This window comes from Vibrio bathopelagicus, from assembly GCF_014879975.1.
Classification (GTDB): Bacteria; Pseudomonadota; Gammaproteobacteria; order Enterobacterales; family Vibrionaceae; genus Vibrio; species Vibrio bathopelagicus.
Window position 1 is genome coordinate 3,317,543 of record NZ_CP062500.1, and the last position, 24,261, is coordinate 3,341,803.

Below are 24,261 nucleotides of genomic sequence, written 5' to 3' on the forward strand. Positions count from 1 at the left end.
CCTTATGAGTTGAGCTATAAGACGTAAAAAAGGGGCTAATGAGCCCCTTAATCTAAATTTTTGATTTTAGGTCAACAGACCTTAGTTCTACTTTTATGCGTTAACTTTTGCAAGCTCTGCACGCATCTCATCAATCACTTCTTTGTAGTCCGGTTGATTGAAGATAGCGGAACCTGCAACGAACATATCTGCGCCCGCTTCTGCGATTTCACGGATGTTATCAACCTTCACGCCGCCATCAATCTCAAGGCGGATATCACGGCCTGAGTCGTCAATAAGTTTACGAACAGCGCGCAGCTTATCAAGTGTGTGAGGAATGAAAGATTGACCGCCAAAGCCAGGGTTCACTGACATCAGTAGAATCATGTCGACTTTGTCTAGGATGTAATCAAGACAAGAAAGTGGCGTTGCTGGATTCAATACTACACCCGCTTTACAGCCGTGCTCTTTGATCAGCTGTAGAGTACGATCAACGTGCTCAGAGGCTTCAACATGGAAGGTAATCATTGATGCGCCAGCTTTAGCAAACTCAGGCACGATGCTATCTACAGGCTTAACCATTAAGTGAACATCGATAGGAGCAGTAATACCGTAGTCGCGCAGCGCTTTACAGATAGGTGCGCCAAAAGTCAGGTTAGGTACGTAGTGGTTGTCCATCACATCGAAGTGCACAACATCAGCCCCGGCTGCGAGTACTTTCTCTACGTCTTCACCAAGACGAGCAAAATCTGCAGACAAAATCGATGGAGCGATTAGAAAATCTTTCATACCAAACCTCTTAAGAGTGAGTAAATTGCGAATATCACCGCCTTGGTGACATCTCATATACAAATACAAGACTCAATCCCAAGACTATTTGGTGTGCAATTCTACCTAAGCACCTAAGCAGATCCTAGCAGTTCGAAAGATTAGTTTATGAAAGTACCCGTGGAGCACTCAATTTGATGAGTTCGAGGGTTATTCTGACTACTACAATTCAGTTGAAGCGTGTTGCTGGTTTTTCTCTTTGTGAAAAAGTGCCAGTAACTCATCGACTTTATTGCGCCCTGCGCCATTACGGCTAATGGTGCGCTTAACCTTAACCACGTTCAGTTCCGCACCATGGTATAAACGGCGCGTTAAGGTGGTGTCATGGTTTGAAATCAAGACAGGGATGCCTCGTTCCATTGCCGCTCTTTCTGCAACATCAGCCAAGGCTGCTTGGTCATCTAAGCTGAAGCCATTACCCGCATAAGAGGTAAAGTTAGCGGTGCTAGACAATGGCGCATAAGGAGGATCACAATAAACCACACAACCCTTACGGGCGCGGCTAAAGGTCTCACTATAGCCTTCACAAACAAACGTCGCTTTTTTCGCTTTCTCAGAGAAAAACTCAAGCTCAGCTTCTGGGAAGTAAGGTTTTTTGTAAGAACCAAACGGAACGTTAAAACCACCTTTCTTGTTGTATCGACACAAGCCATTGAAGCCAAATCGGTTCATATACAAGAAAGCAAGCGAGCGATACATGACATTGTCGGTACCATTGAACTCAGCTCGAATATCTAAAAAGACTTCTTTGCGATTATTCTCAGGACAGAACCAGCGCTTCGCTTCAGAGATGTAGGTTTCAGGGTCAGTTTTAAGAAGGTTGTACAAGTTGATAAGATCGGGATTGATATCCGCTAGCAAGTACTGTTCAAAATCAGTATTCAAAAACACTGAGCCGGCACCGACAAACGGTTCTACCAATTTTCGAGCAGGTGGCAGGTGACGTTGGATGTCTTCAACTAGGCCATATTTACCACCAGCCCATTTTAGAAAGGCACGCTGCTTTTTCATTTACTGCTCTATCTATCAACTCAAAAATAAGGCTGCGGAATGTAACATATTTTGAGGCTAAGCTCAGGGTTATTTCGCACGTTCTATCTCTCGATGTACTTGATTCATCGATTTTGCCCAAGGTTCCAACTGTTGAAGTGGTTTTGATAAAGCACTTACCGCGTCTCGCGCCACTTGAATCGTCGGATAATCTTGATAAGTGATGATAAACCACTTGGTGTCGTTACGAAGAGTTGGATAAATACGAACCTTACCCTCGACTTCATATTCTTCAATAAAAGACTGAACATCTTCTAATGACGTCATCGCGCTCAACTGTAAGGTATAAGCGCGTGGTGAGATAGCTTGTAACTCTTCGCGAGCAAATGAGAAGGTGATCTTTTTCGTCGGCGGTGTTGATTCAATTAGGTCAGAATCGTCATCAACTGAAGCTGGTGACTCGTTTTTCGCTGCATCAGGTTGCGAGCTAACCTCTGCACCTGTGTTTTCTTCAACGGCAGCATCAATCGCACTGGTATCAGCACTTTTCGGCTTGTCATCCAGCAAGGCATCAACCACATCAGAAGTAATCACCACACGTTGCTGCTCTTGTTTCACCTCGCCAACACTGGCTGTACCTTCCACCACAACCGGTGGTAAAGATGAACTGTCATCGTCAGCACCTTGGTAACTCATGTCGGTGTCGGTTTCAGAATCAACCGTACCATCAATTCCAGCTTGCTCAGTACCACTTTCTACTTCAACCGTCGGGATAACTGTCTGTTCAATTGGAGCAATGAGAGATTGCGCTTTATCATCAGGGGTTGGCTGACTGAACATCCACCAGTAACCGCCGCCGATAACAACCAATAACAACGCCACCACAATCGCGATATTGATAGGTGAACCAATGATTGAGCGAATAATAATCCTTTTTTCCACTTTCAATTCTCCTAAGGCCATTAACTCACCGGGCAAAGGTTGCGTTTTATTAAACGCACGTCGCACGCGAGCTTCAGACTCATCATCAACATATCGAATCACCAGTGATTCAAAGAAATGTTCAGCTTCGGGTTGGGATAGGTTATCGATTTCTAGATCGATAGGCTTGTGTTGTTGACCGTAGCTCAGACGTGTTAACAGCGGGTCTAAATGGCCAGTTTCCGAGAAGAGAACGATATTGATCGTCCATTGAGGATTAGATTGAGCCTCAAGTACCAGCATCCATAGTTCGGATACCAAAAGCTCTGAGAGTCGGTGGGCATCATCGATAACGATAACCACATGACACGAGTCTCCATCCAGTAACCGTGCAAGGCTATCTGATAAAGAGTCATGTTGATTAAAGAGTGGATCAGAAACGATCTGACTAAGAATAAGAGCTCGGTGTTGCTGATCATCTTGGCTAGGGTGACAAAGCAGTAAACACTGATTCTTTTCTGTCGACCACGCTTCTAGATAACGCTGAGCTAACCATGAACGGCCAGAGCCCGTTTTACCAGCCACCGTGACTAGGTTTGAGCCAAAGTTAGTCAAAAGCTGTAAGCGTTCTAATAGCTCAACTTGAGATTCTAACTCTAATACTCTTAATTCATGAGCCAAACTCATTGGGGATCCCTACTGATAAGATCGATCAGTAAAACGCTTCCGTTGCCTAGGGATTAACTAGGCAACATCGCACCAAATTTAAAGAGTACGGCAGAAATCAATCGCTTGTTTAATGATGTCTTGAGGCACATCAGCGACCACTTCAGCAGTACCAATACTTGTTGGTAATACCAAACGTAACTGACCAGACAGCACTTTTTTATCACGCATCATGTGCTTCATAAAGTCTTCAAAAGACATGCTTTCTGGCGTATGGATTGGCAATTTCGCATTCTTGAGTATAGAAATAATTCGCTCAAGCTGCTGCTGAGAGATCAGTCCCTGTAATTGAGCCGTTTTGGCTGCCATTACAGTACCTGAAGATACAGCTTCGCCATGTAGCCAATTACCATAGCCTAGTTCAGCTTCAATCGCATGACCAAATGTATGACCTAGGTTCAATAACGCTCTGATTCCTGACTCTTTTTCATCGATAGCAACCACTTCAGCCTTAATTGCACAACAACGAGCAATTGCGGTGATCAGTGCTTGTTCATCAAGTTGATAAAGTTTCTCTAGATTCAGTTCCAACCAATCAAAGAAGGTTTCATCATAGATGATGCCGTATTTGATGACCTCAGCAATACCCGCTGCAAACTCACGCTCAGGAAGCGTTGATAAACAGTTCGTATCGATGATGACAGATTTTGGTTGATAGAAAGCGCCGATCATATTCTTGCCAAGGGGATGGTTCACTGCGGTTTTACCACCTACAGAGGAATCCACTTGAGAAAGAAGTGTCGTCGGGATCTGAATGAAATCAATACCGCGTTGGTAACAAGAGGCAGCAAAACCGACCAAGTCACCGATAACACCACCACCTAAAGCAATCACCACCACATCGCGGCTGTAATTTCCTTCAAGCATGTAGCTCATCACTGAGTTGAACGTTTCAAGTGTTTTGTACTGCTCACCGTCTGGCAACTCTAAAAGAGAAGTTTGACAGCCTACTTGATCCAATAGCGATAAAATTTTATCGGCATAAAGAGGCGCTACTGTCACATTACTGATAACAACAACTTTCTGTTTGCCTGATAAAAAAGAAAGGTACGCCGGGTCTTCAAATAACCCGGCGCCAATAGAGATAGGGTAGCTACGCTCAGCTAGATTGACCGTAATCCGTTCCATGGGTTTGCTCTCCGAAAAAATGAACTTAACGTTCTTCTAGCATTTTTACGATCTGGTTGGCTACCACTTTTGCACTTTGATCGTCAGTACGAACTGTGTAGTCCGCCACTTCGTCGTATAGTGCGTTGCGAGATACAGCTAGATCTTCTAGCACATCACGCGGGTTGTCTGTTTGAAGTAGAGGGCGTTTCTTGTCGCGGTTAGTGCGAGCAAGTTGCTTTTCAATTGTTGTCTCTAGGTATACAACAATGCCTCGTGCAGATAGACGGTTACGGTTTTCTTTGCTCAGCACTGAACCACCACCTGTCGCAAGAACAATACCTTGTTCTTCTGTCAGATCGTTGATTACAGATTCTTCGCGCTTACGGAAACCTTCTTCGCCCTCAACATCAAAAACCCATGCGATGTCTGCGCCAGTGCGCTCTTCGATCACAGTGTCAGAGTCTAGAAACTCCATATGAAGTTGGGAAGCTAGGTGTCTACCAATTGTACTTTTGCCGGCGCCCATTGGGCCAACAAGAAAAATATTGCGTTTCTCAGCCATGTTTTTAGCAGTAATTTACAACGTTAATTCAATGACATCGCCACAAGGTAGGTCAGTACAAGTACTGAAATTAAAAGGCCCGTGGCACCGATTCCTCACAGATAATTCGTGATAAGACCCGAAATTATCAAGGTTAGGTGCCACTAATGCAACTTTATTTTTAATCTAATTGTTCATTACTGAATCACAACTTTGGGTGTGACAAAAATAAGTAGTTCACTTTTACCCACATTTTCATAACTGCGACGGAACAATGCACCCAAAACTGGCAGGTCTCCCAACAGAGGAACTTTATCCACCGTGCTGCTTACGCTGTGTTGAAATATCCCGCCAAGAACGACAGTTTCACCATTATTAACAAGCACTTGCGTACCTATCCTTTGCGTGTCAATTGCTACCGCTTCACCGGTTCCGGTTTTTACCACTTGCCCTGGTCTATCTTGAGTCACGCTCAAATCCAATACCAAACGATTGTCGGGGGTTATCTGCGGTGTGACCTTAATACTCAAGACTGCTTTTTTAAATGCGACGGAAGTTGCACCACTGGAAGAGGATTCTAAATAAGGGATTTCAGTACCTTGCTCAATGTAAGCGGGCTTTTTATTAGTGGTGATTAAGCGTGGGCTAGAAATAATCTCAGCTTTTGATTCTTGTTGTAGTGCCGACAATTCCAGATCAAGCAAGGTATCTGAACCCAGCTTGGCCACCTGAAACGCAATGCTTGATGCATTAGGCGATGTCGCCCCTAGATTAACGTTAAGGTAATCGTCAATCGCACTATCCCCACCATTATCGTCATACGGTGCAATTTGTGATGGATGATTACCCTCTATCGAGCCGCCGACTTTGAAGCTTCCGTTGGTCGAAGAAACGCCCCAGCGCACGCCTAACTCATCAAGGTTACCTTCGGTCACTGTAACAATACGCGCCTCTATCTGAACTTGCTTCACGGGAATGTCTAACGATTCAATGATGCCTCGTATCACCGCAATGTTTTCTTCCAATTCACGAATGAGCAGCGAGTTAGTTCTCTCATCAATGGTAATCGAGCCACGATCAGACAGCATACTCACCGCCCCATCCCCACCAATCATATCGGCGATGTCGGTCGCTTTAGCAAAGTTAATCTTGATGATTTCCGATTTAAGCTCACCCAACTCTTCTTCCAAACGAGATTTTTCTAAGGCTTGCTGCTCTCGAAGGTCAAGTTCAGCTTTTGGCGCAACCAAGATGACATTACCATCAACGCGCTTATCTAAGCCTTTAACTTGCAAGATAATGTCGAGAACTTGCTGCCAAGGTACGCCATCTAACCGTAAAGTGAGGTTCCCTGAGACCGAGTCAGACACCACCAGGTTGAAATCGTTATAATCGGCAATGAGTTGAAGAACATTACGAACAGGAATGTCTTGGAAGTTAATTGAGATAAGTTTGCCCTCTTTCTCCAACACACTCTTCTCAACGGCTCTCTCTTTAACCAAAGGCTTACTCACGATGACCTCGATAAAGCGACCTTTTAGGTTGTACTCATATTGATAATCATCAGCGATCGTGGCTAACAGTCGGGTACTCGGCGTTTCTCTGAAGACCTCAACCCCTTCAACTAAGGTGGCAAAATCTTTTACATCCAACAAATAGAGCTTGTCGTCATCAACCTTAGTATTGAGCAGTTCAATGCTCAGCCCTTCTTGAACTCTTTGAACATCGACCACCGCAGTGCTGGTTGCCAATTCAATAATGATGACCGCATCTTTGTTCTTGTTGACCCTGAAATCGATGTTGTCCAAATTATTGGGTGATGTCTCTGCGTAACTCATCACGCTAAAAAACAACATCATAGACAGCAGTACACCCTGTAGCCCTTTGTTCATTATCTCGCTTATTCCTTTAATCATAGTTACATCTCATATCCACATCGTGTGGCATTGGTTTACTTCAGAGCCAGCCTAACGTTGCGCTTATGCCAACAACCTAAGCCATCTGGAAGAGTTTCATTAATCTGAACGTACTGGCTCGTCACCTTAGTCACTCGGCCATTGTTGAGGCCGATAAACTGGCCTTTCTTCACATTCACCACGTTGCCCCTTGGTGTTTGCACTAAACCAAACACACTTGAGCCACTGCCCATCACGCCTCTTAAACGCAGCTTACTCAGCGGGTACTTCTCTAGCTTGCCATTGCGAGAGCGTGCGCTCGGTTGCCAACAGTCTTTCTTAACCAGAGGTTGGTTTTGCACAATGGCTTCTTTGGGAAGTTCAAAGGGAGGGCGAAATGCTCTTCGCTGATAGTTAGCGGCTGAAAACTCCGTTGCTGGGACAAGTTGCTCGACCTCTTTTTTTGCTTTGGCTTCAACTTGCACCACAAAATCTTCTAACGAATCTTGATTGGCTTTACAGCCCATCAGCGCGAGTAATAACAAGGTTGAATACAACGCTCTATTGGATTTCATCGTCTACCTCCGGTTTAAACTGGTAGGTATAAGCGCGAACTCGGAAGTGCAACGTGCTGCTTTCTTGACTGACTCGCTGCCAATTCACATCATCGAAGCTAATAATGCGCGGCAGCTTTGCGATGGCTGCGGAGAAGTCGCCAATCTCGTGGTAATCACCAGTTAGCTCGATATTGAGTGGTAAGCGATAAAGAAACTCTTTGTTCTGCTTTTGTCCCCAATCAATTCGAGTAAAGGTCAGCGCATTATCTAAGCCAAGTTCATTGACGGAAGCCAACATACTGGCGAGCTCTTTTTGCACAGGTAATTGCTCTAACAGATAATCGTAGCGGCTAGTCAGTTCATCCAACTGGCTCTGAAGTTTAGGTAGAGCAGCGACCTTATTGGCTTTAATCCTTAAAGTGGCTTTCAAAGTCTGCTCTTGCTGCTTCAATTGTTGCAGTTCATCATCCATTGGCATGATGTACAGCCAAACGCCAACGCCCTGAATCAATACCATCAGCAGTAGAACCACCGCTAATTGAGGCAGTAACGGCCATTCAGTGATCTCATCGACATCAAGGTCTTGCAAGCTGACCATATTTTGAAAACTAGCCATGGTTCGCCCCCGTATCTTTTATCTTCGCGGTTGTGCTCTCTGCGGTTGTTTTTTCTAAAGAAACAGGGCTAAACACAAAGGAGACCTTGAAGGTCTGGAACTCCTTATTGAAGCGCTTGCGGTTATGAACAATTGAATGCATTTCGACACTTTCAAGTGACTCGGAGCGCTCTAAATTATCCAACATAGTCGCGAGGCGAGCGGTACTGTCGCTGATGCCCGACATTTCAATTTCCTGACCATTCATCTTTATCTTGTCGACATAGACGCCCTCAGGAATCAGCTCCGGCATCAGGTTCATAAAGTCGGTGGTCTTGTTGCGCCCAAGCTGTAAGGACTCCACAACGTCGAGTCGAGTCAGGATCGCTTTATGTTCTTGCTCCGCAACTTTCAGCGACTGAATTTGTCGGTCGAGCTGGGCAATGTATTGCTTTAGGTAAGTAAGACGAGCTTGCTGCTTGTCTTGTTGGTCATGAAAATAGGTACCGACTGCCCATTGCCCTGCAAGCGCGATGATGACGCCAAGAATGACCAGATGAACAAAGCGCTTTTTGTGCTGAGTGCGAATCTCATCGCGCCAAGGCAGCAGGTTAATTTGATGCAACATGCTTTCCCCCTTGCCATTTGAGTCCGCTCATCGCCATACCCGCGGCAATCCCAAAATGTTGCCAGTCCATGGGTAAGCGACGCTTCTTCGCGACCTTATTTTCAAATAACGACAAAGGATTCAGCGATTCACAACTTAACTGAAAATGTCTTTGTAACTCTTCCGTCAGCATCGGCGTGCTGGCTCCCTCGCCCATCAACCAAATCCCGGATATCGGCTGAAGTGCATTCACCGAGGAATAGAGTTGTAACTGACGCTTGAGCTTTTCGATCAAATTAACAATAAACCGATGTGTATCCTCAGCCGTGCCGAACACATCCTCTATATCATTAGGGCTGTCAGTACCGCGAAGGTCTTGAGTACCAAAAGCGATGTCTTTATAGAAGGATGCCGAATCCTGCGGGATAATCCCGAGCGAGGTTTGGTCGATTCCGATATCAACCAATAACCAATTCTTTTTTTCTGGATAAAGACGAGAAGCCAACTGCCAAATATTGAGCAGGCCATGTGCTTGGGTGTCGACGACGACAGGTTTAAAGCCGGCTTTGTTTAAAGCATCCGCCCGACTCTCCACTACTTCTTTGCGAGTGGCATACACCTGATAACTGCTTGTCGATCCTTTACCAAATCGTTTGTCTTCCAGCTTTACAAAATCTAAACTCAGCTCCTCGATAGGAAAGGGAGACTGGTGAGCAAAGGTTTGATAGATCGAAAACTCTTTTTCTCTGTCTTCTAATTCACTCTCTATTTGCAGTACTTTGCTGATCACCGTGTTATCAGGTACCGAAATGGCGACGTTGCGGCAGCCAAAAGGCAGACCTTTCCTAAGTTCTTTGAGTTTCTTAACAGTTTTCTGATACTCCAGAGTATGGTTAGCTGTAAAAATGTCGTCCGAAATCGGCAGCTCTTTGTATCCCACTAAGGCATACAACTCCCCAACGGGTTTTAGGACCACAGCTTTGATGCTGTGATGATTTATATCTATACCTGTAATTAATGATGAACCCATGTGACCTAGCTCCTGAAGTGCCAAGCATTTCGTTGATTATCTAGGGGTTGTGATTATTAGTTAAATAAGCGTTAATAAACGAAAGCTAAGTTTTTAACCTAGAGTACAAGGGTTTGCTGCTTATCAGCCTTAACTAATCAGGGATTATCCGGTGAAGTTCATAAAGCGATTATTCATATTTACATTGATTTGCATGATTCTTGGAGTCAGTACAATTTTCGGGTTTTATTATTACGTAAAACCCGAGTTACCTGATGTTGCCACTTTGCGTGACGTAGAACTCCAAACCCCGATGCAAGTCTTCAGTCAAGACGGAAAACTGATCTCTCAATTTGGTGAAAAGCGTCGTAACCCAGTGACTTATGACGAGATACCTCGTCACCTGGTTGAAGCCCTGATTGCTACCGAAGACAGCCGTTTCTACGAGCACCCAGGTATTGACCCAATTGGTATTACTCGTGCTGCGATCGTGGTTGCGATGTCAGGTTCTGCCAAACAAGGTGCGAGTACCATTACTCAGCAACTAGCGCGTAACTTCTTCTTATCTAATGAGAAAAAGATCATGCGTAAGATCAAAGAGATCTTCATTGCGATCCACATTGAGCAACTGCTTAGCAAAGAAGAGATCATGGAGCTGTACGTAAATAAGATCTTCTTAGGCCACCGTTCATATGGCTTTGGCGCTGCTGCACGCGTTTACTTTGGTAAAGACCTCCCTGAACTGACTCTGAGTGAAATCGCTACGCTGGCGGGTATGCCAAAAGCACCATCAACCATGAACCCTATCTACTCGCTTGAGCGCGCGACAAACCGTCGTAACGTGGTATTACGTCGCATGTTAGACGAGCAATACATCACTCAAGAAGAGTTCGATGAAGCGCGTAATGAAGTACTTATCTCTAAATACCACGGTGCTGAAATTGAACTCAGCGCACCGTATGTTGCTGAAGTGGCACGTGCTTGGATGGTGGAACGCTACGGCGAAGCTGCTTATACGTCAGGCATGAAGGTCTACACGACCGTTGATTCAAAACTGCAAAAAGCCGCTAACCAAGCCGCGATTAAAAACCTACTTGGCTACGATGAACGTCACGGCTACCGTGGTGCTGAAAAAGTATTGTGGCAAACCGAGCAATCAGCTTGGGATCATGAACAAATCGTCAAACACCTTAAGTCTCAACCAACCTATGGTGATCTTGTGCCTGCCGTTGTGACGGATGTAGATGCGAAGAGTGCAAAGATCTGGGTTAAGAACCAAGGTGAAGGCTCTATCGAATGGCAAGGCATGAACTGGGCGCGTAAATTCCTAACGGATAATCGCCAAGGCCCTGCCCCATCTCAAGCAAAAGAGATTCTTGCGGTTGGTGAACAGATCTGGGTTCGCCATGAAGCAGTAACAGGCGACGAAGTCTCTGAAGAGCCAACAGAAGAAGCAACGACGGAAACTGAAACACCTGTTGTATGGCGACTAAGCCAAGTACCAAATGCGAACACCGCTTTTGTTGCAATGAACCCGAACAACGGCGCAGTACTGTCGATGGTGGGTGGCTTTAACTTTGTTCACAACAAATTCAACCGTGCGACGCAATCTATTCGTCAGGTTGGTTCTGGTATCAAGCCATTTATCTACTCAGCAGCGATTGATAAAGGCCTAACGTTGGCATCATTGATCAACGATGCGCCTATCAACCAATGGGATAAGAGCCAAGGTACAGCATGGCGACCAAAGAACTCACCACCGACTTACGTGGGTCCAACTCGTTTACGTATTGGCTTAGCGCAATCTAAAAACGTAATGGCCGTGCGCGTATTGCGTGAAGTGGGCTTAGATGACACACGTAACTACCTAACACGCTTTGGCTTTGATATTGACGAAGTACCTCGTTCTGAAACTATTGCTCTGGGTGCGGGTAGCTTAACGCCAATGAAGGTAGCGCAAGGTTACTCAGTATTCGCTAATGGCGGTTACTACGTTGAACCTTTCTACATCAGCCACATTGAGACACCATTTGGTGAGACAGAGTTTGAAGCAACGCCAAAAGTGGTTTGTAAAGATGATTGCCAAGAGCAAATCACCACAGACCCAATGGCAGACGAGTTTGCTGAGCATGATGTTGACGCTAAAGTGCAATACGCACCTCAGGTTATCTCTGCACAGAACGCATTCCTTGTTCGTGAAATGATGTACAGCAACATTTGGGGTGGCGGTGATTGGAGCCAAGGTACAGGTTGGAACGGTACTGGCTGGCGTGCTCAACCGTTGAAGCGTCGTGACATTGGCGGCAAAACCGGTACAACCAATGATTCGAAAGATACTTGGTACAGCGGCTACGGCCCTGGCATGGTTGCAACGGTATGGGTCGGTTTTGATAACCACAACCGTAATCTAGGCAGGACCAAAGCAAACTCGAACCTTGGTAAAAACCAGATTACAGGAGCAGAAGCTGGCGCGAAAACAGCAGAACCTGCATGGGTTGATTTCATGGGAACGGCGTTAGCCGGTGTCCCTGCCCAGCGTAAAGAACTTCCGGAAAACATCATCCGAGTTCGTATCGACCGTGAAACTGGCTTACTGACCAACAAGTTCGATAGCTCATCAATGTTCGAGTACTTCGAGAAAGGCACAGAGCCAACCGAATACATCACTGAACGTTTCAATGACGACATCTACTCAACGTCATCAGGCGAAGCAGTAGAAGAGCTGTTCTAGTCGTTAGCTGAACCAACAAAAAAGGGTTGATATGAATTCATATCAACCCTTTTTAATATCTGCTATTTCAGCTTTCTTAATATCTACAACTTGAACTTTTTGTGTCTACTATTGCAAGCAGGCAGCTACATCGCTTTATCTAATTGAGTTCGGATAGCCTCAGCCAATTGCTCAAAGCGCCCCTTTAACGGAGAACCCGGTCGGTAAGCAACAACAATGCGACGTGAAGGCGTTGGATTCACTGCAGGCACATAACACACGCCATCTTTTTGCTTTTCCTTCGGTACCGATAGCTGAGGTAATAAAGTAATACCCGCTCCTGCTGCTACCATGTTGCGTAGCGTTTCTAAGCTGGTCGCTTTAAAACGTTCATCGTCTTTTGCACCCGCAGCAAAGCAGAAGCCTAGAGCTTGATCTCTTAAACAGTGACCGTCACCTAACGCCAACACTGTCTGTCCATTGAGCTGAAGCATATCTACCGTGTCTTGCTGAGCCCACTCATGGTCACATGGAACTGCAACACTTAATGGCTCGTCATACACATCAATCTCTTTGAACACCGCCGTTTCATCAACCGCAGCTAATACCAAGCAATCAAGTTTGCCATCTTCCAACTGGCTCACCAATTGATGAGTCTGAGCTTCGTGCAGGTAAAGCTCAAGATCTGGGAAGCTCTCTTTCAGATGAGGAATGATTTTAGGCAAAATGTACGGGCCAACGGTCGGGATAAATCCAATGTGCATTGGTCCCGTCATCGCTTCGCCGTGTCCACTCGCCATATCTTTAAAGGTCTTCACCTCGTTGAGAATACGCTTGGCTTGCTCAACAAGTTGTAAGCCTGATTCTGTAAATATTACCTTTCTTGGACTACGCTCGGTTAGCTGAAGACCGATTTCATCTTCGAGTTTGCGTATCTGCCCACTCAAAGTAGGTTGACTGACGAAGCACGCCTCTGCCGCTTTTCTAAAGTGCTTATGCTCTGCGAGCGCCACCAAATATTCAAAGTCACGAATGTTCATGATCAGTCTCTTATCTAAAGTCTTAATCGAGACATTTTACAATAAAATGCTCTTGATAGAATTTACCTATCAAAACCATAACATCAAACGATTAGAGCTATCAAAGGATTTATCTAATAATGGGCTCAACGAAACGAAACAGAGCAAAGAAAAACGTTAAGCTCTGATAGAACAAAATTAAAAATACTATTTAAGGAAATCAATATGTTTGCATCTAAAGAAGGTCAATCAATCCCTCAAGTAACATTCCCAACTCGCCAAGGCGATGCATGGGTTAACGTAACGACGGAAGAGCTATTCAAAGACAAGACAGTTATCGTATTCAGCCTACCAGGTGCGTTTACACCAACATGTTCTTCAAGCCACTTACCTCGTTACAACGAACTGCACTCAGTGTTCAAAGAAAACGGTGTTGATGACATCCTTTGTGTTTCTGTAAACGACACGTTCGTAATGAACGCATGGAAAGCAGACCAAGAAGCTGAAAAAATCACATTCATCCCAGATGGCAACGGTGACTTCACAGACGGCATGGGTATGCTAGTTGAGAAAAACGACATCGGCTTCGGCAAACGTTCATGGCGCTACAGCATGCTAGTTAAAAACGGCGTGGTAGAAAAAATGTTCATCGAAGAAGACGTACCAGGCGACCCGTTCAAGGTTTCTGATGCTGATACTATGCTTAACTACCTTGCTCCTGAGCACAAAGAGCAAGAGTCAATCACAGTATTCACTAAGCCAGGCTGTCCTTTCTGTATGAAAGCGAAACAAAACCTAATCGACAAAGGTCTAAACTACGAAGAAGTCGTTCTAGGTAAAGATGCAACAACAGTAAGCCTACGTGCAATCTCTGGTCGCACAACCGTTCCTCAAGTCTTCATCGGTGGCAAACACATCGGTGGTAGCGAAGAACTAGAAACTTTCCTAGGTTAATCACTTAGTCGCTAATAAAAGCTTAGCAATTAAATAACTTCGTAATACCAGCTAACCCACCCTCTTGTGGGTTAGCGATTCCAAACCACTCTTATCTGAGCTTTGGAAAAAGAATATAGCTTGTGACTCGCCCGTCTTTAACTAACCTATAGTTAGTAATAAGAAGCAGTTAGTAACAAAAAGCTGAATCACAAGCTAAACCGAATAAAACAGAATCACAAAACTGACCCGCTATCCTGACTCTCAAAAAATCACCAGAGTTGGAGGGGTTCGTTCACACTAAATTTAGCCATTGCGAGAAAATTATTATGAAACAAGTCAATGTAGATGTAGCAGTTATCGGGGGCGGTACGGCAGGTCTAGGTTCTTACCGCGCTGCAAAAGCACACACTGACAGTGTCGTGATGATTGAAGGCGGCCCTTACGGTACAACCTGTGCTCGTGTTGGTTGTATGCCATCTAAACTGCTTATTGCAGCTGCAGAAAGTGTACATCACATCGAGAAAGCTCCGGCTTTTGGCGTTCACCCACAAGGTGATATCGTGATTAACGGCCGTGAAGTGATGGACCGAGTGAAGTTTGAACGTGACCGTTTTGTCGGTTTTGTTTTAGAAGGTGTTGATGAAATCCCAGAGCAAGACAAGATCTCTGGATACGCAAAATTCTTAGACGACAACACGCTACAAATTGATGACCACACGGTTGTGACCGCTAAGCGTATTGTTATCGCGACGGGTTCTCGCCCAGCATACCCTGCAGTTTGGAACGAGCTTGGTGATCGCCTGATCATTAATGATGACGTATTCAGCTGGGATGATTTACCAGAATCAGTTGCGGTATTTGGCCCTGGTGTTATTGGCCTAGAGCTTGGTCAGTCACTACACCGCTTGGGTGTGAAAACAAAACTGTTCGGTTTAGGTGGTCAAGTTGGCCCAGTAACCGACCCAGAGATCATGGCTTACGCAGACAAAGCCTTCAATGAAGAGTTCTATCTAGATGCTGATGTAAAAATCGAAAGCATGAAACGTATTACCACTGAATCGGGTGAGGCTCGCGTCGAAATCCAGTTCATCAATAAGCAAGGTGAACTAGAAACTAACATCGTTGAGTATGTACTGGCAGCAACAGGTCGTCGTCCGAATACTGACAAACTCGGCCTAGAGAACACCTCTCTAGAGCTTGATGAACGTGGTGTGCCAATTGCCGACCACTACACGCTACAAACATCACTGCCATCAGTATTTATTGCCGGTGACGCAAGCAACCAACTGCCTCTACTGCATGAAGCAGCAGACCAAGCACGTATTGCGGGTGATAATGCAGGTCGTTTCCCTGAGATTCGTGCAGGCCTACGCCGCTCTAAAATCTCTGCGGTATTCTCTGATCCACAAATCGCGATGGTTGGTGAAACATACAAAGAGATCATAACCCGCTTAGGCACATGTGGTTGTTTCGCAACGGGTGAAGTGTCTTTCGAGAACCAAGGTCGTTCACGAGTGATGCTACGCAACAAAGGTATTCTGCACGTTTACGGCGAACAAGGTACAGGTCGTTTCCTTGGTGCTGAAATGATGGGACCAAACGCAGAACACTTAGCTCACTTGTTAGCATGGGCACACCAGAACAAGATGACGGTTTCTGAAATGCTAGACATGCCGTTCTACCATCCAGTAATTGAAGAAGGTGTACGAACCGCGCTGCGTGACCTCAACGCGAAACTGCACTTAGGTCCAGAGATGGTGAAACACTGTCTAGACTGTGGTCCTGGTTGTTAATCTCGGTTGATTGAGACAGAACACATAGATTAGATACTAAAAAGGAAAGCCATTGGCTTTCCTTTTTGTTTTTGGCTAAACGCGCCAGCAAGTCCAAATCAAACTCGTCATTCCAGAACTGAGGTACGAGGTATCTGGAATCTCTTATCACATATAAATAGAGATTCCCGACTATGCTCCTTCGTCGCTACCGGGAATGACGATAATTTTCCTATATCGTCAATCCGAAGCTAACCAGTATAACAACGCTTTTCAAAACGCATCTAAGCTGAATCCAACCAAAATGACATCAGTTGAACCAAAACTTAACCCGTCATTCCAGAACCGAGGGGCCAGGTATCTGGAATCTCTTAAACCCGTTACTTATCGCCAAATACTAGAGAGTTACTTCTCAGCTGCAATCACAGAGATCTCAACTAATAGCGCTTCACGAGCCATATCACCAGTCACACATGCGCGAGCTGGAGCGTGACCTTCTGGAACCCATGCATCCCATACTGCGTTCATTTCTTGGAAGTCTTTCATATCTTTCAAGTAAATTGTTGCTGACAGCATGTGCTCTTTGTCGCTACCTGCTTGCTCAAGTAGCGCTTCTACTTTATCTAACATTGTCTGTGTTTGCTCTGTGATGTCTTTGGTTGCATCAGCACAAACTTGGCCACATAGGTAGATAGTACCGTTGTGTTTAACAATACGGCTCATGCGTTGCTTAGTTTCTTGGCGCTCAATCATCGACTTTCTCTCTCTATGTCACCGTGATCCAATATCTTGTGACGTGGTATTATCAAGGCAACAAGCATAACGCGAATTAAGCCTAAGATGACATGTGTTCATTGCAATAAAAATGAAAAAATCTTCAACAAACTCGGTCGCTGCCAACGTTGCATGAATCAACTGATGGTGTTGTCGTTAGTAAGTTGGGGAGCATGGTGGTTATTTTTCAGAGAAGACCCGAAAACCATCAATGCAATCGCCTTGGTGATGGCCGCGTTGGCATTCAGTAGTTTGCTGTCGCTGCATTGGATAATGAAGTTTTTGGTTCTGCCTCTAAGGAACAAGAAGCGTTAGCTGATGGTTTTTTTGAGATAAGTGATAACGGTTAAATACCGATTCAATGACCTGATAGTGCTTCGATTTAGCAGCCCATCCTCACTTCCCAAACAGCAGATAGAAAAAAGCCCCAGAACCAATCGATTCTAGGGCTTTCTTAGAAAATTCTAAGAAAAAGCAGTGGTACTTTAATAGACCGGACTTTTCTTAGTTTGTTCCCAAAAAAGATCAGATTTTTGATCTTTTTTTTAGGAGCTATAAAATCAATGCCTTATGCAACATTCACCTTAGCAATAATCTGCTCTACCAAGTTCACTTCCAACGCCACTTCATCACATGCATGTTGACGAGGACACTGGTCACAATCTTTCAGCACCTTCTCAGGTAGCAGAGATTTCGATGTCGGTAAGAAGTCATGCTTCATAAAGAACTCCGGCGTACGAGTCAGTACAAACACTTTCTTGATTGCCATTTGACGAGCCTTCTCAACAAGGTGTTGCACGATTGCAGTCCCCTGCCCTTGACCTTGCCAGCCAGCTTCAACACCCAACGAACGAATTTCCGCTAAACCAGAGTCATACACATAAAGTGATGCACAACCCGTTACCTCGCCATGATGCTCAGCGACCGCGAACGAGCCAATATCACGCACCAGTTCATTACGAGAACGAGGTAGGTTTTCACCTAAGTTAGCCCAGTAGGCCACCATGCCTTCCAATGATTCGATATCGGTCAAACGAGCTGGACGAACTTTAACGATGGAAGTATCACGCTGTGATAAACGCTTCTCAGCTTGGTCAACCGCGTAAGCGACTTGCTTCGGTGATACACCACCCAGCGCGCTACGTTTCTCAAGACACGATTCAATGGTCAAGATGTCATACACATCATCCTCAATCACCTCAGAGAATTCTTTCATCTCTGCGATGGTTAATTCTTCTAATGCGCAGCCTTTAGCAATCGCCGCAACTACCGTCACACCAACAATATGGTGAGCTTCACGGAAAGGAATGCCTTTCGCTACTAGGTAATCAGCCAGTTCTGTTGAGTTTGCATAACCTTGCTTCGCGGCTTCAAGCGTACGTTCGCCGTTCACTTTAATGCCGTCAAAACAAAGAGCAGCCATTTCCATACAATCATTCCAAGTGTCTAAAGCATCAAACAGACCTTCTTTATCTTCTTGCATGTCTTTATTGTAAGCCAAAGGCAGTGCTTTCACTGTCATCATCATTGCGGCTAATGAACCGTATACACGGCCAGTTTTGCCACGGATAAGCTCTAGCGCATCCGGGTTTTTCTTTTGTGGCATCAGAGATGAACCTGAAGTCACAGTATCTGCTAACTCGATGAAGTTCGATTCACCTGAGTTGTAGAAAATCATATCTTCTGCAAGACGTGAAAGGTGAAGCATAGAGATAGAAGCGATCGACATCAGCTCCATCACATGATCACGGTCAGAAACTGAATCTAGAGAGTTACGCGTTGCACGACGGAAACCTAAGTTGTGAGCTAACTCTTCGCGGTCCATCGGGTAAGCGGTTCCTGCAAGGGCACCAGAACCCAGCGGACATGTATCTAGACGCTTAATCGCATCATTCAAACGAGAATAATCACGCTCAAGCATTTCAACGTAAGCCAAGCACCAGTGAGCAAAAGTTACCGGCTGAGCACGTTGTAAGTGAGTGTAGCCAGGAAGCACGGTTTCTTGATGCTGAGAAGCAACGTTCACCATTTGGCTTTGTAGGCGATCAAGCGCTAACAGCAGCTGATTACCTTGTTGACGACACCAAAGCTTAAGGTCCGTCGCTACTTGGTCATTACGAGAACGGCCAGTGTGAAGTTTTTTGCCCAAATCACCGACTTTACCGATAAGTTGTTGCTCAACCCAGCTGTGAATATCTTCTGCATCAGAACGTAAGATCTGTTCAGGGTCTTCCATCACTTCGAGTTTTAACTCGTTCAGTGCAAGCTCTAGTCTTTGCTGCTCTTCTTCTGTTAGAACATTGACCGACTGTAGAGCCTTTGACCAGGCAATAGAGCCCACAATGTCTTGCTCAGCCAATCGGTAATCAAAACGAAGAGAATCGTTAAAATCTTTGAACCGCGTGTCTGCTGCTTGGGTAAATCTACCGCCCCATAATGCCATTGTGTATCTCCTAATTGCACAGTGCTCACTGTTTTTGCAAATGATAATTCTGATTAAGATTCAGTATTTTTCTGATGGTTTAAACTTACGGCAATTCAAAATGAAAATAAAGTATTAATTCATTATTTTCACATATTTATTCACCAAAAGATCATTCCATTGATTATTTTCAGCGTAGAGCGCGAATTATATGCCATTCAATGGTAAAAGCTGAAGCTGATTTATTAAGCGAATAGAAAACAAAAAGCCCATTCACTGTTTAGTAGTAAATGGGCTTTGCATAATAATGTCGGTTTACTGGCCTTTAATCTTTCGCTAAAGGCTAGATCGCTAACTCATTGTTAGGATTACTTTTGGCTATTCAAAGCACGGATACGGCTTGATAGCGAGTAAAGACGGATGAAGCCTTCAGCGTGGCTTTGGTCGTAAACTTCATCTTCACCGAAGGTTGCAAACTCTTCTGAGTACAGGCTGTTATCAGAACGCTTCTGAGTCACCGTTGCGTGGCCTTTGTAAAGTTTGATAACCACTTCGCCATTCACGTCTTGTGCTAGCTCTTCTGTCGCTGCAAGGATTGACTTACATAACGGAGTGAACCAACGGCCATCGTATACAAGATGAGAAGCCTTAACACCTAGCTCTTCACGGAATTCGAATGCCGCTTTATCAAGAACCAGTTGCTCTACTGCACGCAGTGCTTCCATCATGATGGTGCCACCTGGGGTTTCATAACAACCACGAGACTTCATGCCAACAAGACGGTTTTCTACGATATCGATACGACCAACACCGTGCTTCGCACCCTTCTCATTTAAGTAAACCAGTGCGTTGTATGGCGTCATTGTTTCGCCATCAACCGCTACCACTTCGCCTTTTTCAACTTTAAGCGTCACTGTTTCAGATTCGTTTGGCGCTTGCTCTGGGTCTACAGTCCAAGCCCAGCAATCTTCATCAGGTGCGTTCCATGTATTTTCTAGAACGCCACCTTCTGTTGAGATGTGCCATGCGTTTGCATCACGCGAGTAAATCTTGGTAAGAGAAGCGGTACAAGGAATGTTGCGCTCTGCTAGGTAGTCTAGACACTCTTCACGGCTCACTAGATCCCACTCACGCCATGGTGCAATTACGTGTAGATCCGGTGCTAGTGCAGCAAATGCGCCTTCAAAACGAACTTGGTCATTACCCTTACCTGTACAGCCGTGACATAGTGCGTCTGCACCGACTTTACGTGCAACTTCAACCTGAGCTTTCGCAATGATTGGACGAGCCATCGAAGTACCTAGTAGGTATTTACCTTCGTAGTAAGCGCCTGTCTTTAGCGTTGGGTAGATGTAATCTGCCACCATCTCTTCTTTCAGGTCAGCGATGTAACACTCAGAAGCACCAGAAGCTTTTGCTTTCTCTTCAATGCCAATCAGCTCTTCATCACCTTGGCCAACATCAGCAACAAATGCGATAACTTCACAGTCATAGTTCTCTTTCAACCATGGAATGATTACTGATGTGTCTAGACCGCCAGAGTAGGCTACTACAACTTTCTTTACGTTAACTTTGCTCATTTTCTTTCTCCTAGTTTCCATACTGCACATGGCGGTCAGCGTTGGAAATGACTTCATAATTATATGTTTATTTAGTTTGTCTAAATTCTTTAAGTAGTGACTCGCTGTGAGACCTACTGAGGTAAAAACTGTGTTCCTATGCTCTTACCTGAAAAAAGTTGTGTCAGTTTGTCTGGGTATCGCCAAGTGGCGACTTCGATTGGTCGTCCGAGGTCGTTAGCCGCTTCTAGTGCAGCTTTAACCTTAACGATCATGCCGTCAGTAATTACTTTACCTGCGATGAGGTCATCAGCTTGTTGTTGATTAAGGCTTGGAATCAGGTGACCTTTACCATCCAACACACCACTCACATCAGAAAGCAGTACCAGTTCAGCATCAAGTGCGCCTGCAACGGCAACCGCGGCTTGATCGGCATTAACGTTCATCAGTTGGCCTTGCTCAGTCAGACCAATAGAACTAATGATTGGCAATGCACCAGCATTAAGGATGGCTTGCAGAACGGTTGAGTCGCCCGGCTCAGCCTTACCTACCGCACCCAATTCAGGGTTCAGCTCGCTGACTTTACATAAGCCACCGTCTGCTAGGCTCAAACCAACGGCATTGATACCGTCTTTAATCGCCTGACCTTGAAGTAATTTGTTGGCTGTGCCCGCTAGCGCACCTGCGATCAGAGGGATTTGATCATAAGGGGTAACACGTAACCCTTCTTTCTTAACTGTTTCGAGATTTAGCTTACTCATCAAATCATCAACAAGATAACCACCACCGTGAACGATCACGATTGGTCGTTTTGCCTGTTGTTGGTAAGCAGAGATAGCACCAAATAACTTGCTAAGTGTTTCACCACAAGATAGCGCAGCGCCACCTAACTTTATGATTAATGGTTGATTATTAAGGCTCATATCTAGATTCCCTTACACTAACGCAGTTAATGGCGCAAAACCATAACGTAAATTCAAACACTGCATCGCTTGGCTAGATGCACCCTTTAATAAGTTATCAATCGCTGAAACAACGATGATGTGTTGACCTTGAACTTTCCAACCTAGGTCGCAGAAAGGTGTCTGTTCTACATCTTGAATTCTTGGCAATGTCTCTTCGAGTAATCTCACGGCTGGCTTACCTTGATAAGCTTGCTCGAAGGCATCTTGTATCTGTTGTTCTGTCACACCGTCAGCCAATTTCATGGTGATGGTCGCTAAAATGCCACGCTTAAAGTTTCCAAGGTGCGGGGTGAAAATTACATCACATCCTAGGTGTGCAGCCATTTCTGGTTGATGACGGTGATTAAATACACCGTAAGCTTGTAAACTCACCTCACAGAAGCTGTTGACCATGCTCGCCTTACGACCGGCTCCGGTGACACCACTGGTTGCGTTAATCACTGGCCATTGCTTCTCATCCAGTAACTTTGCTTCAACCAAAGGCTTAATCGCCAGTTGTGATGCTGTTGGGTAACAACCCGCGACTGCAACAAGCTGAGCTTCTTTAATTTCTTGTTCGTTCCATTCAGCTAAACCGTAAGCCGCTTTATCTAGCCATTGTTCGTGTTGATGCTCAAAACCGTAAAACTCTTGATAGAAGTTTTCGCCTTTAACTCTGAATGCCCCCGATAGGTCGAACACTTGGCAATCGTTCTCAAGGAAGATTGGCGCTAGGTCGTGACTTACCTCGTGTGCAGTGGCTAAGAAAATCACATCCGACTGCTTTGCCACCTCTTCTGGATTCGTTAATGGCTGTACTGGCATATCAATCAAGCCAGCTAACTTACCGTGCAGTGCCGCAATAGGTTTACCTGCGTCTACACTATTGGCTGAGACATATAAACCTGATAGCGTGAGCTCAGGGTGTCTGTTTATCATTAGAGCCAGTTCTGCTCCTGTGTAGCCGCTTGCGCCAATGATCGTGGTTTTCAACATCTCAACACATCCATTCTTGAGGTAAGTTACATTTCAAATTTGACTATTCATACTTAATTTTTAGCTTTATTTGATTTCTTATGCATTAAATATGATTTAATATGTGTTTTACCGACTTATGGTTTTCCTGTCAATAGTAGAAGTGAAGTTATTATGCAATTACCGAGTTTTCTTGAGGTCTATAAAGGCCTGATTTCCACCGACTCCATTAGCTCGACCGATCCAAGCTGGGATCATGGCAACGAGAAAGTGATCGAAAAAATGGCTCAATGGTTTAAAGACGTAGGCTTTAGTGTTGAGGTGGTAGAGGTCGAACCCGGCAAGCATAATATGGTCGCAAAGATGGGTTCTGGCGAAGGGGGCTTACTGCTTGCAGGACACAGCGACACCGTGCCATTCGATGAAGGACGTTGGAACTTCGATCCTCACGCACTAACAGAACACAACAATCGCTTCTACGGATTAGGCACGGCCGATATGAAAGGCTTTTTCGCTTTCGTTTATGAAGCCGCGAAGAAGATGGATTGGAGCAAACAGACTAAGCCGCTATATGTATTAGCAACCTGCGATGAAGAAACCACCATGCTAGGTGCGCGTCACTTCACTGAGAATGCGCCATTCAAACCGGACTACTGCATCATTGGTGAGCCAACTAGCCTAGTGCCGATTCGTGGTCATAAAGGCCATGTTGCTAATGCTGTGCGAGTAACGGGTAAGTCAGGTCACTCTTCTGATCCGGCGTTAGGCGTCAACGCCATCGAGATTATGCATGAAGTGCTGTTTGCTTTAATGCAGCTGCGTGACAAGTTAGTCAAGGAGTACCACCACCCAGGTTTCGCCATTCCAAGCCCTACTCTAAACCTTGGTCATATTCACGGTGGGGACAGCGCTAACCGTATCTGTGGCTGTTGTGAACTACACTACGATGTTCGTCCTTTACCGGGCATCAGCTTAGACGGTTTAGATAACATGCTGCGCAGTGCGCTCAAAGAAGTAGAAGCAAAATGGCCGGGCAGAATTGAGATTACTCCCCTGCATGAGCCAATCCCAGGCTATGAGTGTCAGCACGACCATCCATTTATTGGTGGAATGGAATCAGTTTGTGAAATTGAATCGCAAACCGTGAACTACTGTACTGAAGCACCTTTTCTTCAAGAGTTATGTCCAACCTTAGTGTTAGGTCCAGGCTCAATTGACCAAGCTCACCAACCGGATGAGTTCTTAAGCTTCGATTTTATTGACCCAACAATTGATGTTCTGAGTAAATCTATCCGTAAATATTGTTTCTAGTTATTACTTCCCTTCCAATATTTTCGTATAAAAGCCACCCAAAAAGGTGGCTTTTATTCTGTTATCCCTGACACAGCCTCA

At 45.1% G+C, this 24,261-nt stretch carries 21 protein-coding genes; 5 read left to right on the forward strand and 16 right to left on the reverse strand.

The genetic code is table 11. The features are described 5' to 3' along the window. Positions 1-93: 93 nt before the first annotated feature. The 10 genes from rpe to pilM form a co-directional block, all read right to left on the reverse strand. Positions 94-768, reverse strand: coding sequence for a ribulose-phosphate 3-epimerase (gene rpe / locus IHV80_RS14885; protein ID WP_192889507.1), 675 nt, complete (start codon positions 766-768; stop codon positions 94-96). A 201-nt stretch (positions 769-969) separates the two neighbouring features. After that, positions 970-1,818, reverse strand: a complete 849-nt coding sequence (locus IHV80_RS14890) for a Dam family site-specific DNA-(adenine-N6)-methyltransferase (protein WP_017104652.1) — start codon at positions 1,816-1,818, stop codon at positions 970-972. 69 nt (positions 1,819-1,887) lie between these two features. Further along, positions 1,888-3,405 (reverse strand): SPOR domain-containing protein, encoded by a 1,518-nt coding sequence (locus IHV80_RS14895; RefSeq protein ID WP_192889508.1) that lies wholly within the window; start codon positions 3,403-3,405, stop codon positions 1,888-1,890. A 78-nt stretch (positions 3,406-3,483) separates the two neighbouring features. Continuing rightward, positions 3,484-4,572 carry a 3-dehydroquinate synthase gene (gene aroB / locus IHV80_RS14900; protein ID WP_017104650.1) on the reverse strand — a complete coding sequence of 363 codons (1,089 nt, stop codon included), beginning with the start codon at positions 4,570-4,572 and terminating at the stop codon, positions 3,484-3,486. Between the two features lie 25 nt (positions 4,573-4,597). Further along, complete coding sequence (gene aroK, locus IHV80_RS14905) at positions 4,598-5,116, reverse strand: shikimate kinase AroK (RefSeq protein ID WP_192889509.1); 519 nt, start codon at positions 5,114-5,116, stop codon at positions 4,598-4,600. 176 nt (positions 5,117-5,292) lie between these two features. Continuing rightward, complete coding sequence (locus tag IHV80_RS14910; RefSeq protein WP_192889510.1) at positions 5,293-6,987, reverse strand: type IV pilus secretin PilQ; 1,695 nt, start codon at positions 6,985-6,987, stop codon at positions 5,293-5,295. A gap of 59 nt (positions 6,988-7,046) precedes the next feature. Next, positions 7,047-7,565 carry a pilus assembly protein PilP gene (locus IHV80_RS14915; protein WP_192889511.1) on the reverse strand — a complete coding sequence of 173 codons (519 nt, stop codon included), beginning with the start codon at positions 7,563-7,565 and terminating at the stop codon, positions 7,047-7,049. Next, the gene (pilO, locus tag IHV80_RS14920) at positions 7,552-8,163 is read right to left on the reverse strand and encodes a type IV pilus inner membrane component PilO (RefSeq protein ID WP_192889512.1); all 612 of its coding nucleotides are present in this window, start codon (positions 8,161-8,163) and stop codon (positions 7,552-7,554) included. Before pilO ends, IHV80_RS14915 begins: the two co-directional genes overlap by 14 nt. Beyond that, positions 8,156-8,770 (reverse strand): PilN domain-containing protein, encoded by a 615-nt coding sequence (locus IHV80_RS14925; RefSeq protein ID WP_192889513.1) that lies wholly within the window; start codon positions 8,768-8,770, stop codon positions 8,156-8,158. The genes pilO and IHV80_RS14925 overlap by 8 nt, the downstream gene beginning before the upstream one ends. Next, complete coding sequence (pilM, locus tag IHV80_RS14930; protein ID WP_192889514.1) at positions 8,754-9,779, reverse strand: type IV pilus assembly protein PilM; 1,026 nt, start codon at positions 9,777-9,779, stop codon at positions 8,754-8,756. The genes IHV80_RS14925 and pilM overlap by 17 nt, the downstream gene beginning before the upstream one ends. Before the next feature lie 151 nt (positions 9,780-9,930). On the opposite strand from pilM, the gene IHV80_RS14935 reads away from it, so the two are divergent. Beyond that, the gene (locus tag IHV80_RS14935; protein ID WP_192889515.1) at positions 9,931-12,489 is read left to right on the forward strand and encodes a penicillin-binding protein 1A; all 2,559 of its coding nucleotides are present in this window, start codon (positions 9,931-9,933) and stop codon (positions 12,487-12,489) included. A gap of 125 nt (positions 12,490-12,614) precedes the next feature. Here IHV80_RS14935 and oxyR read toward each other — a convergent pair whose 3' ends face one another. Continuing rightward, the gene (gene oxyR, locus IHV80_RS14940) at positions 12,615-13,508 is read right to left on the reverse strand and encodes a DNA-binding transcriptional regulator OxyR (protein WP_192889516.1); all 894 of its coding nucleotides are present in this window, start codon (positions 13,506-13,508) and stop codon (positions 12,615-12,617) included. Positions 13,509-13,712: 204 nt separating this feature from the next. Here oxyR and IHV80_RS14945 point away from each other — a divergent pair, with 204 nt between their 5' ends. Together IHV80_RS14945 and IHV80_RS14950 are read left to right on the forward strand one after the other, a co-directional pair. After that, entirely contained in the window at positions 13,713-14,441 is a 729-nt protein-coding gene (locus IHV80_RS14945) for a glutathione peroxidase (protein ID WP_004729672.1), read from the forward strand. A gap of 308 nt (positions 14,442-14,749) precedes the next feature. Beyond that, on the forward strand, positions 14,750-16,216 hold the full coding sequence (locus IHV80_RS14950; RefSeq protein ID WP_192889517.1) for a dihydrolipoyl dehydrogenase: 1,467 nt from the start codon (positions 14,750-14,752) through the stop codon (positions 16,214-16,216). A 384-nt stretch (positions 16,217-16,600) separates the two neighbouring features. Here IHV80_RS14950 and IHV80_RS14955 read toward each other — a convergent pair whose 3' ends face one another. Beyond that, positions 16,601-16,948, reverse strand: coding sequence for a RidA family protein (locus IHV80_RS14955; RefSeq protein ID WP_004729674.1), 348 nt, complete (start codon positions 16,946-16,948; stop codon positions 16,601-16,603). 87 nt (positions 16,949-17,035) lie between these two features. Here IHV80_RS14955 and IHV80_RS14960 point away from each other — a divergent pair, with 87 nt between their 5' ends. Beyond that, positions 17,036-17,284: a DUF3624 domain-containing protein gene (locus IHV80_RS14960; RefSeq protein ID WP_192889518.1), complete on the forward strand. Its 249-nt coding sequence runs from the start codon at positions 17,036-17,038 to the stop codon at positions 17,282-17,284. A gap of 253 nt (positions 17,285-17,537) precedes the next feature. Here IHV80_RS14960 and argH read toward each other — a convergent pair whose 3' ends face one another. The 4 genes from argH to argC form a co-directional block, all read right to left on the reverse strand. Beyond that, positions 17,538-19,412, reverse strand: coding sequence for an argininosuccinate lyase (gene argH / locus IHV80_RS14965; protein ID WP_017086009.1), 1,875 nt, complete (start codon positions 19,410-19,412; stop codon positions 17,538-17,540). Positions 19,413-19,759: 347 nt separating this feature from the next. Beyond that, positions 19,760-20,971, reverse strand: coding sequence for an argininosuccinate synthase (locus IHV80_RS14970; RefSeq protein ID WP_192889519.1), 1,212 nt, complete (start codon positions 20,969-20,971; stop codon positions 19,760-19,762). A 113-nt stretch (positions 20,972-21,084) separates the two neighbouring features. Next, positions 21,085-21,873 carry an acetylglutamate kinase gene (gene argB, locus IHV80_RS14975; RefSeq protein ID WP_192889520.1) on the reverse strand — a complete coding sequence of 263 codons (789 nt, stop codon included), beginning with the start codon at positions 21,871-21,873 and terminating at the stop codon, positions 21,085-21,087. Positions 21,874-21,885: 12 nt separating this feature from the next. Then, on the reverse strand, positions 21,886-22,890 hold the full coding sequence (gene argC, locus IHV80_RS14980) for an N-acetyl-gamma-glutamyl-phosphate reductase (RefSeq protein ID WP_192889521.1): 1,005 nt from the start codon (positions 22,888-22,890) through the stop codon (positions 21,886-21,888). Between the two features lie 153 nt (positions 22,891-23,043). On the opposite strand from argC, the gene argE reads away from it, so the two are divergent. Next, positions 23,044-24,180, forward strand: coding sequence for an acetylornithine deacetylase (gene argE, locus IHV80_RS14985; protein WP_004729680.1), 1,137 nt, complete (start codon positions 23,044-23,046; stop codon positions 24,178-24,180). The last annotated feature ends 81 nt before the right edge of the window (positions 24,181-24,261 follow it).

Excerpts from the sequence above, each read along its gene's own strand:
- rpe (WP_192889507.1), bottom strand. The coding sequence starts at position 768 with ATGAAAGATTTTCTAATCGCTCCATCGATTTTGTCTGCAGATTTTGCT.
- IHV80_RS14890 (WP_017104652.1), bottom strand. The coding sequence starts at position 1,818 with ATGAAAAAGCAGCGTGCCTTTCTAAAATGGGCTGGTGGTAAATATGGC.
- IHV80_RS14895 (WP_192889508.1), bottom strand. The coding sequence starts at position 3,405 with ATGAGTTTGGCTCATGAATTAAGAGTATTAGAGTTAGAATCTCAAGTT.
- aroB (WP_017104650.1), bottom strand. The coding sequence starts at position 4,572 with ATGGAACGGATTACGGTCAATCTAGCTGAGCGTAGCTACCCTATCTCT.
- aroK (WP_192889509.1), bottom strand. The coding sequence starts at position 5,116 with ATGGCTGAGAAACGCAATATTTTTCTTGTTGGCCCAATGGGCGCCGGC.
- IHV80_RS14910 (WP_192889510.1), bottom strand. The coding sequence starts at position 6,987 with ATGAACAAAGGGCTACAGGGTGTACTGCTGTCTATGATGTTGTTTTTT.
- IHV80_RS14915 (WP_192889511.1), bottom strand. The coding sequence starts at position 7,565 with ATGAAATCCAATAGAGCGTTGTATTCAACCTTGTTATTACTCGCGCTG.
- pilO (WP_192889512.1), bottom strand. The coding sequence starts at position 8,163 with ATGGCTAGTTTTCAAAATATGGTCAGCTTGCAAGACCTTGATGTCGAT.
- IHV80_RS14925 (WP_192889513.1), bottom strand. The coding sequence starts at position 8,770 with ATGTTGCATCAAATTAACCTGCTGCCTTGGCGCGATGAGATTCGCACT.
- pilM (WP_192889514.1), bottom strand. The coding sequence starts at position 9,779 with ATGGGTTCATCATTAATTACAGGTATAGATATAAATCATCACAGCATC.
- oxyR (WP_192889516.1), bottom strand. The coding sequence starts at position 13,508 with ATGAACATTCGTGACTTTGAATATTTGGTGGCGCTCGCAGAGCATAAG.
- IHV80_RS14945 (WP_004729672.1), top strand. The coding sequence starts at position 13,713 with ATGTTTGCATCTAAAGAAGGTCAATCAATCCCTCAAGTAACATTCCCA.
- IHV80_RS14950 (WP_192889517.1), top strand. The coding sequence starts at position 14,750 with ATGAAACAAGTCAATGTAGATGTAGCAGTTATCGGGGGCGGTACGGCA.
- IHV80_RS14955 (WP_004729674.1), bottom strand. The coding sequence starts at position 16,948 with ATGATTGAGCGCCAAGAAACTAAGCAACGCATGAGCCGTATTGTTAAA.
- IHV80_RS14960 (WP_192889518.1), top strand. The coding sequence starts at position 17,036 with ATGACATGTGTTCATTGCAATAAAAATGAAAAAATCTTCAACAAACTC.
- argH (WP_017086009.1), bottom strand. The coding sequence starts at position 19,412 with ATGGCATTATGGGGCGGTAGATTTACCCAAGCAGCAGACACGCGGTTC.
- IHV80_RS14970 (WP_192889519.1), bottom strand. The coding sequence starts at position 20,971 with ATGAGCAAAGTTAACGTAAAGAAAGTTGTAGTAGCCTACTCTGGCGGT.
- argB (WP_192889520.1), bottom strand. The coding sequence starts at position 21,873 with ATGAGCCTTAATAATCAACCATTAATCATAAAGTTAGGTGGCGCTGCG.
- argC (WP_192889521.1), bottom strand. The coding sequence starts at position 22,890 with ATGTTGAAAACCACGATCATTGGCGCAAGCGGCTACACAGGAGCAGAA.
- argE (WP_004729680.1), top strand. The coding sequence starts at position 23,044 with ATGCAATTACCGAGTTTTCTTGAGGTCTATAAAGGCCTGATTTCCACC.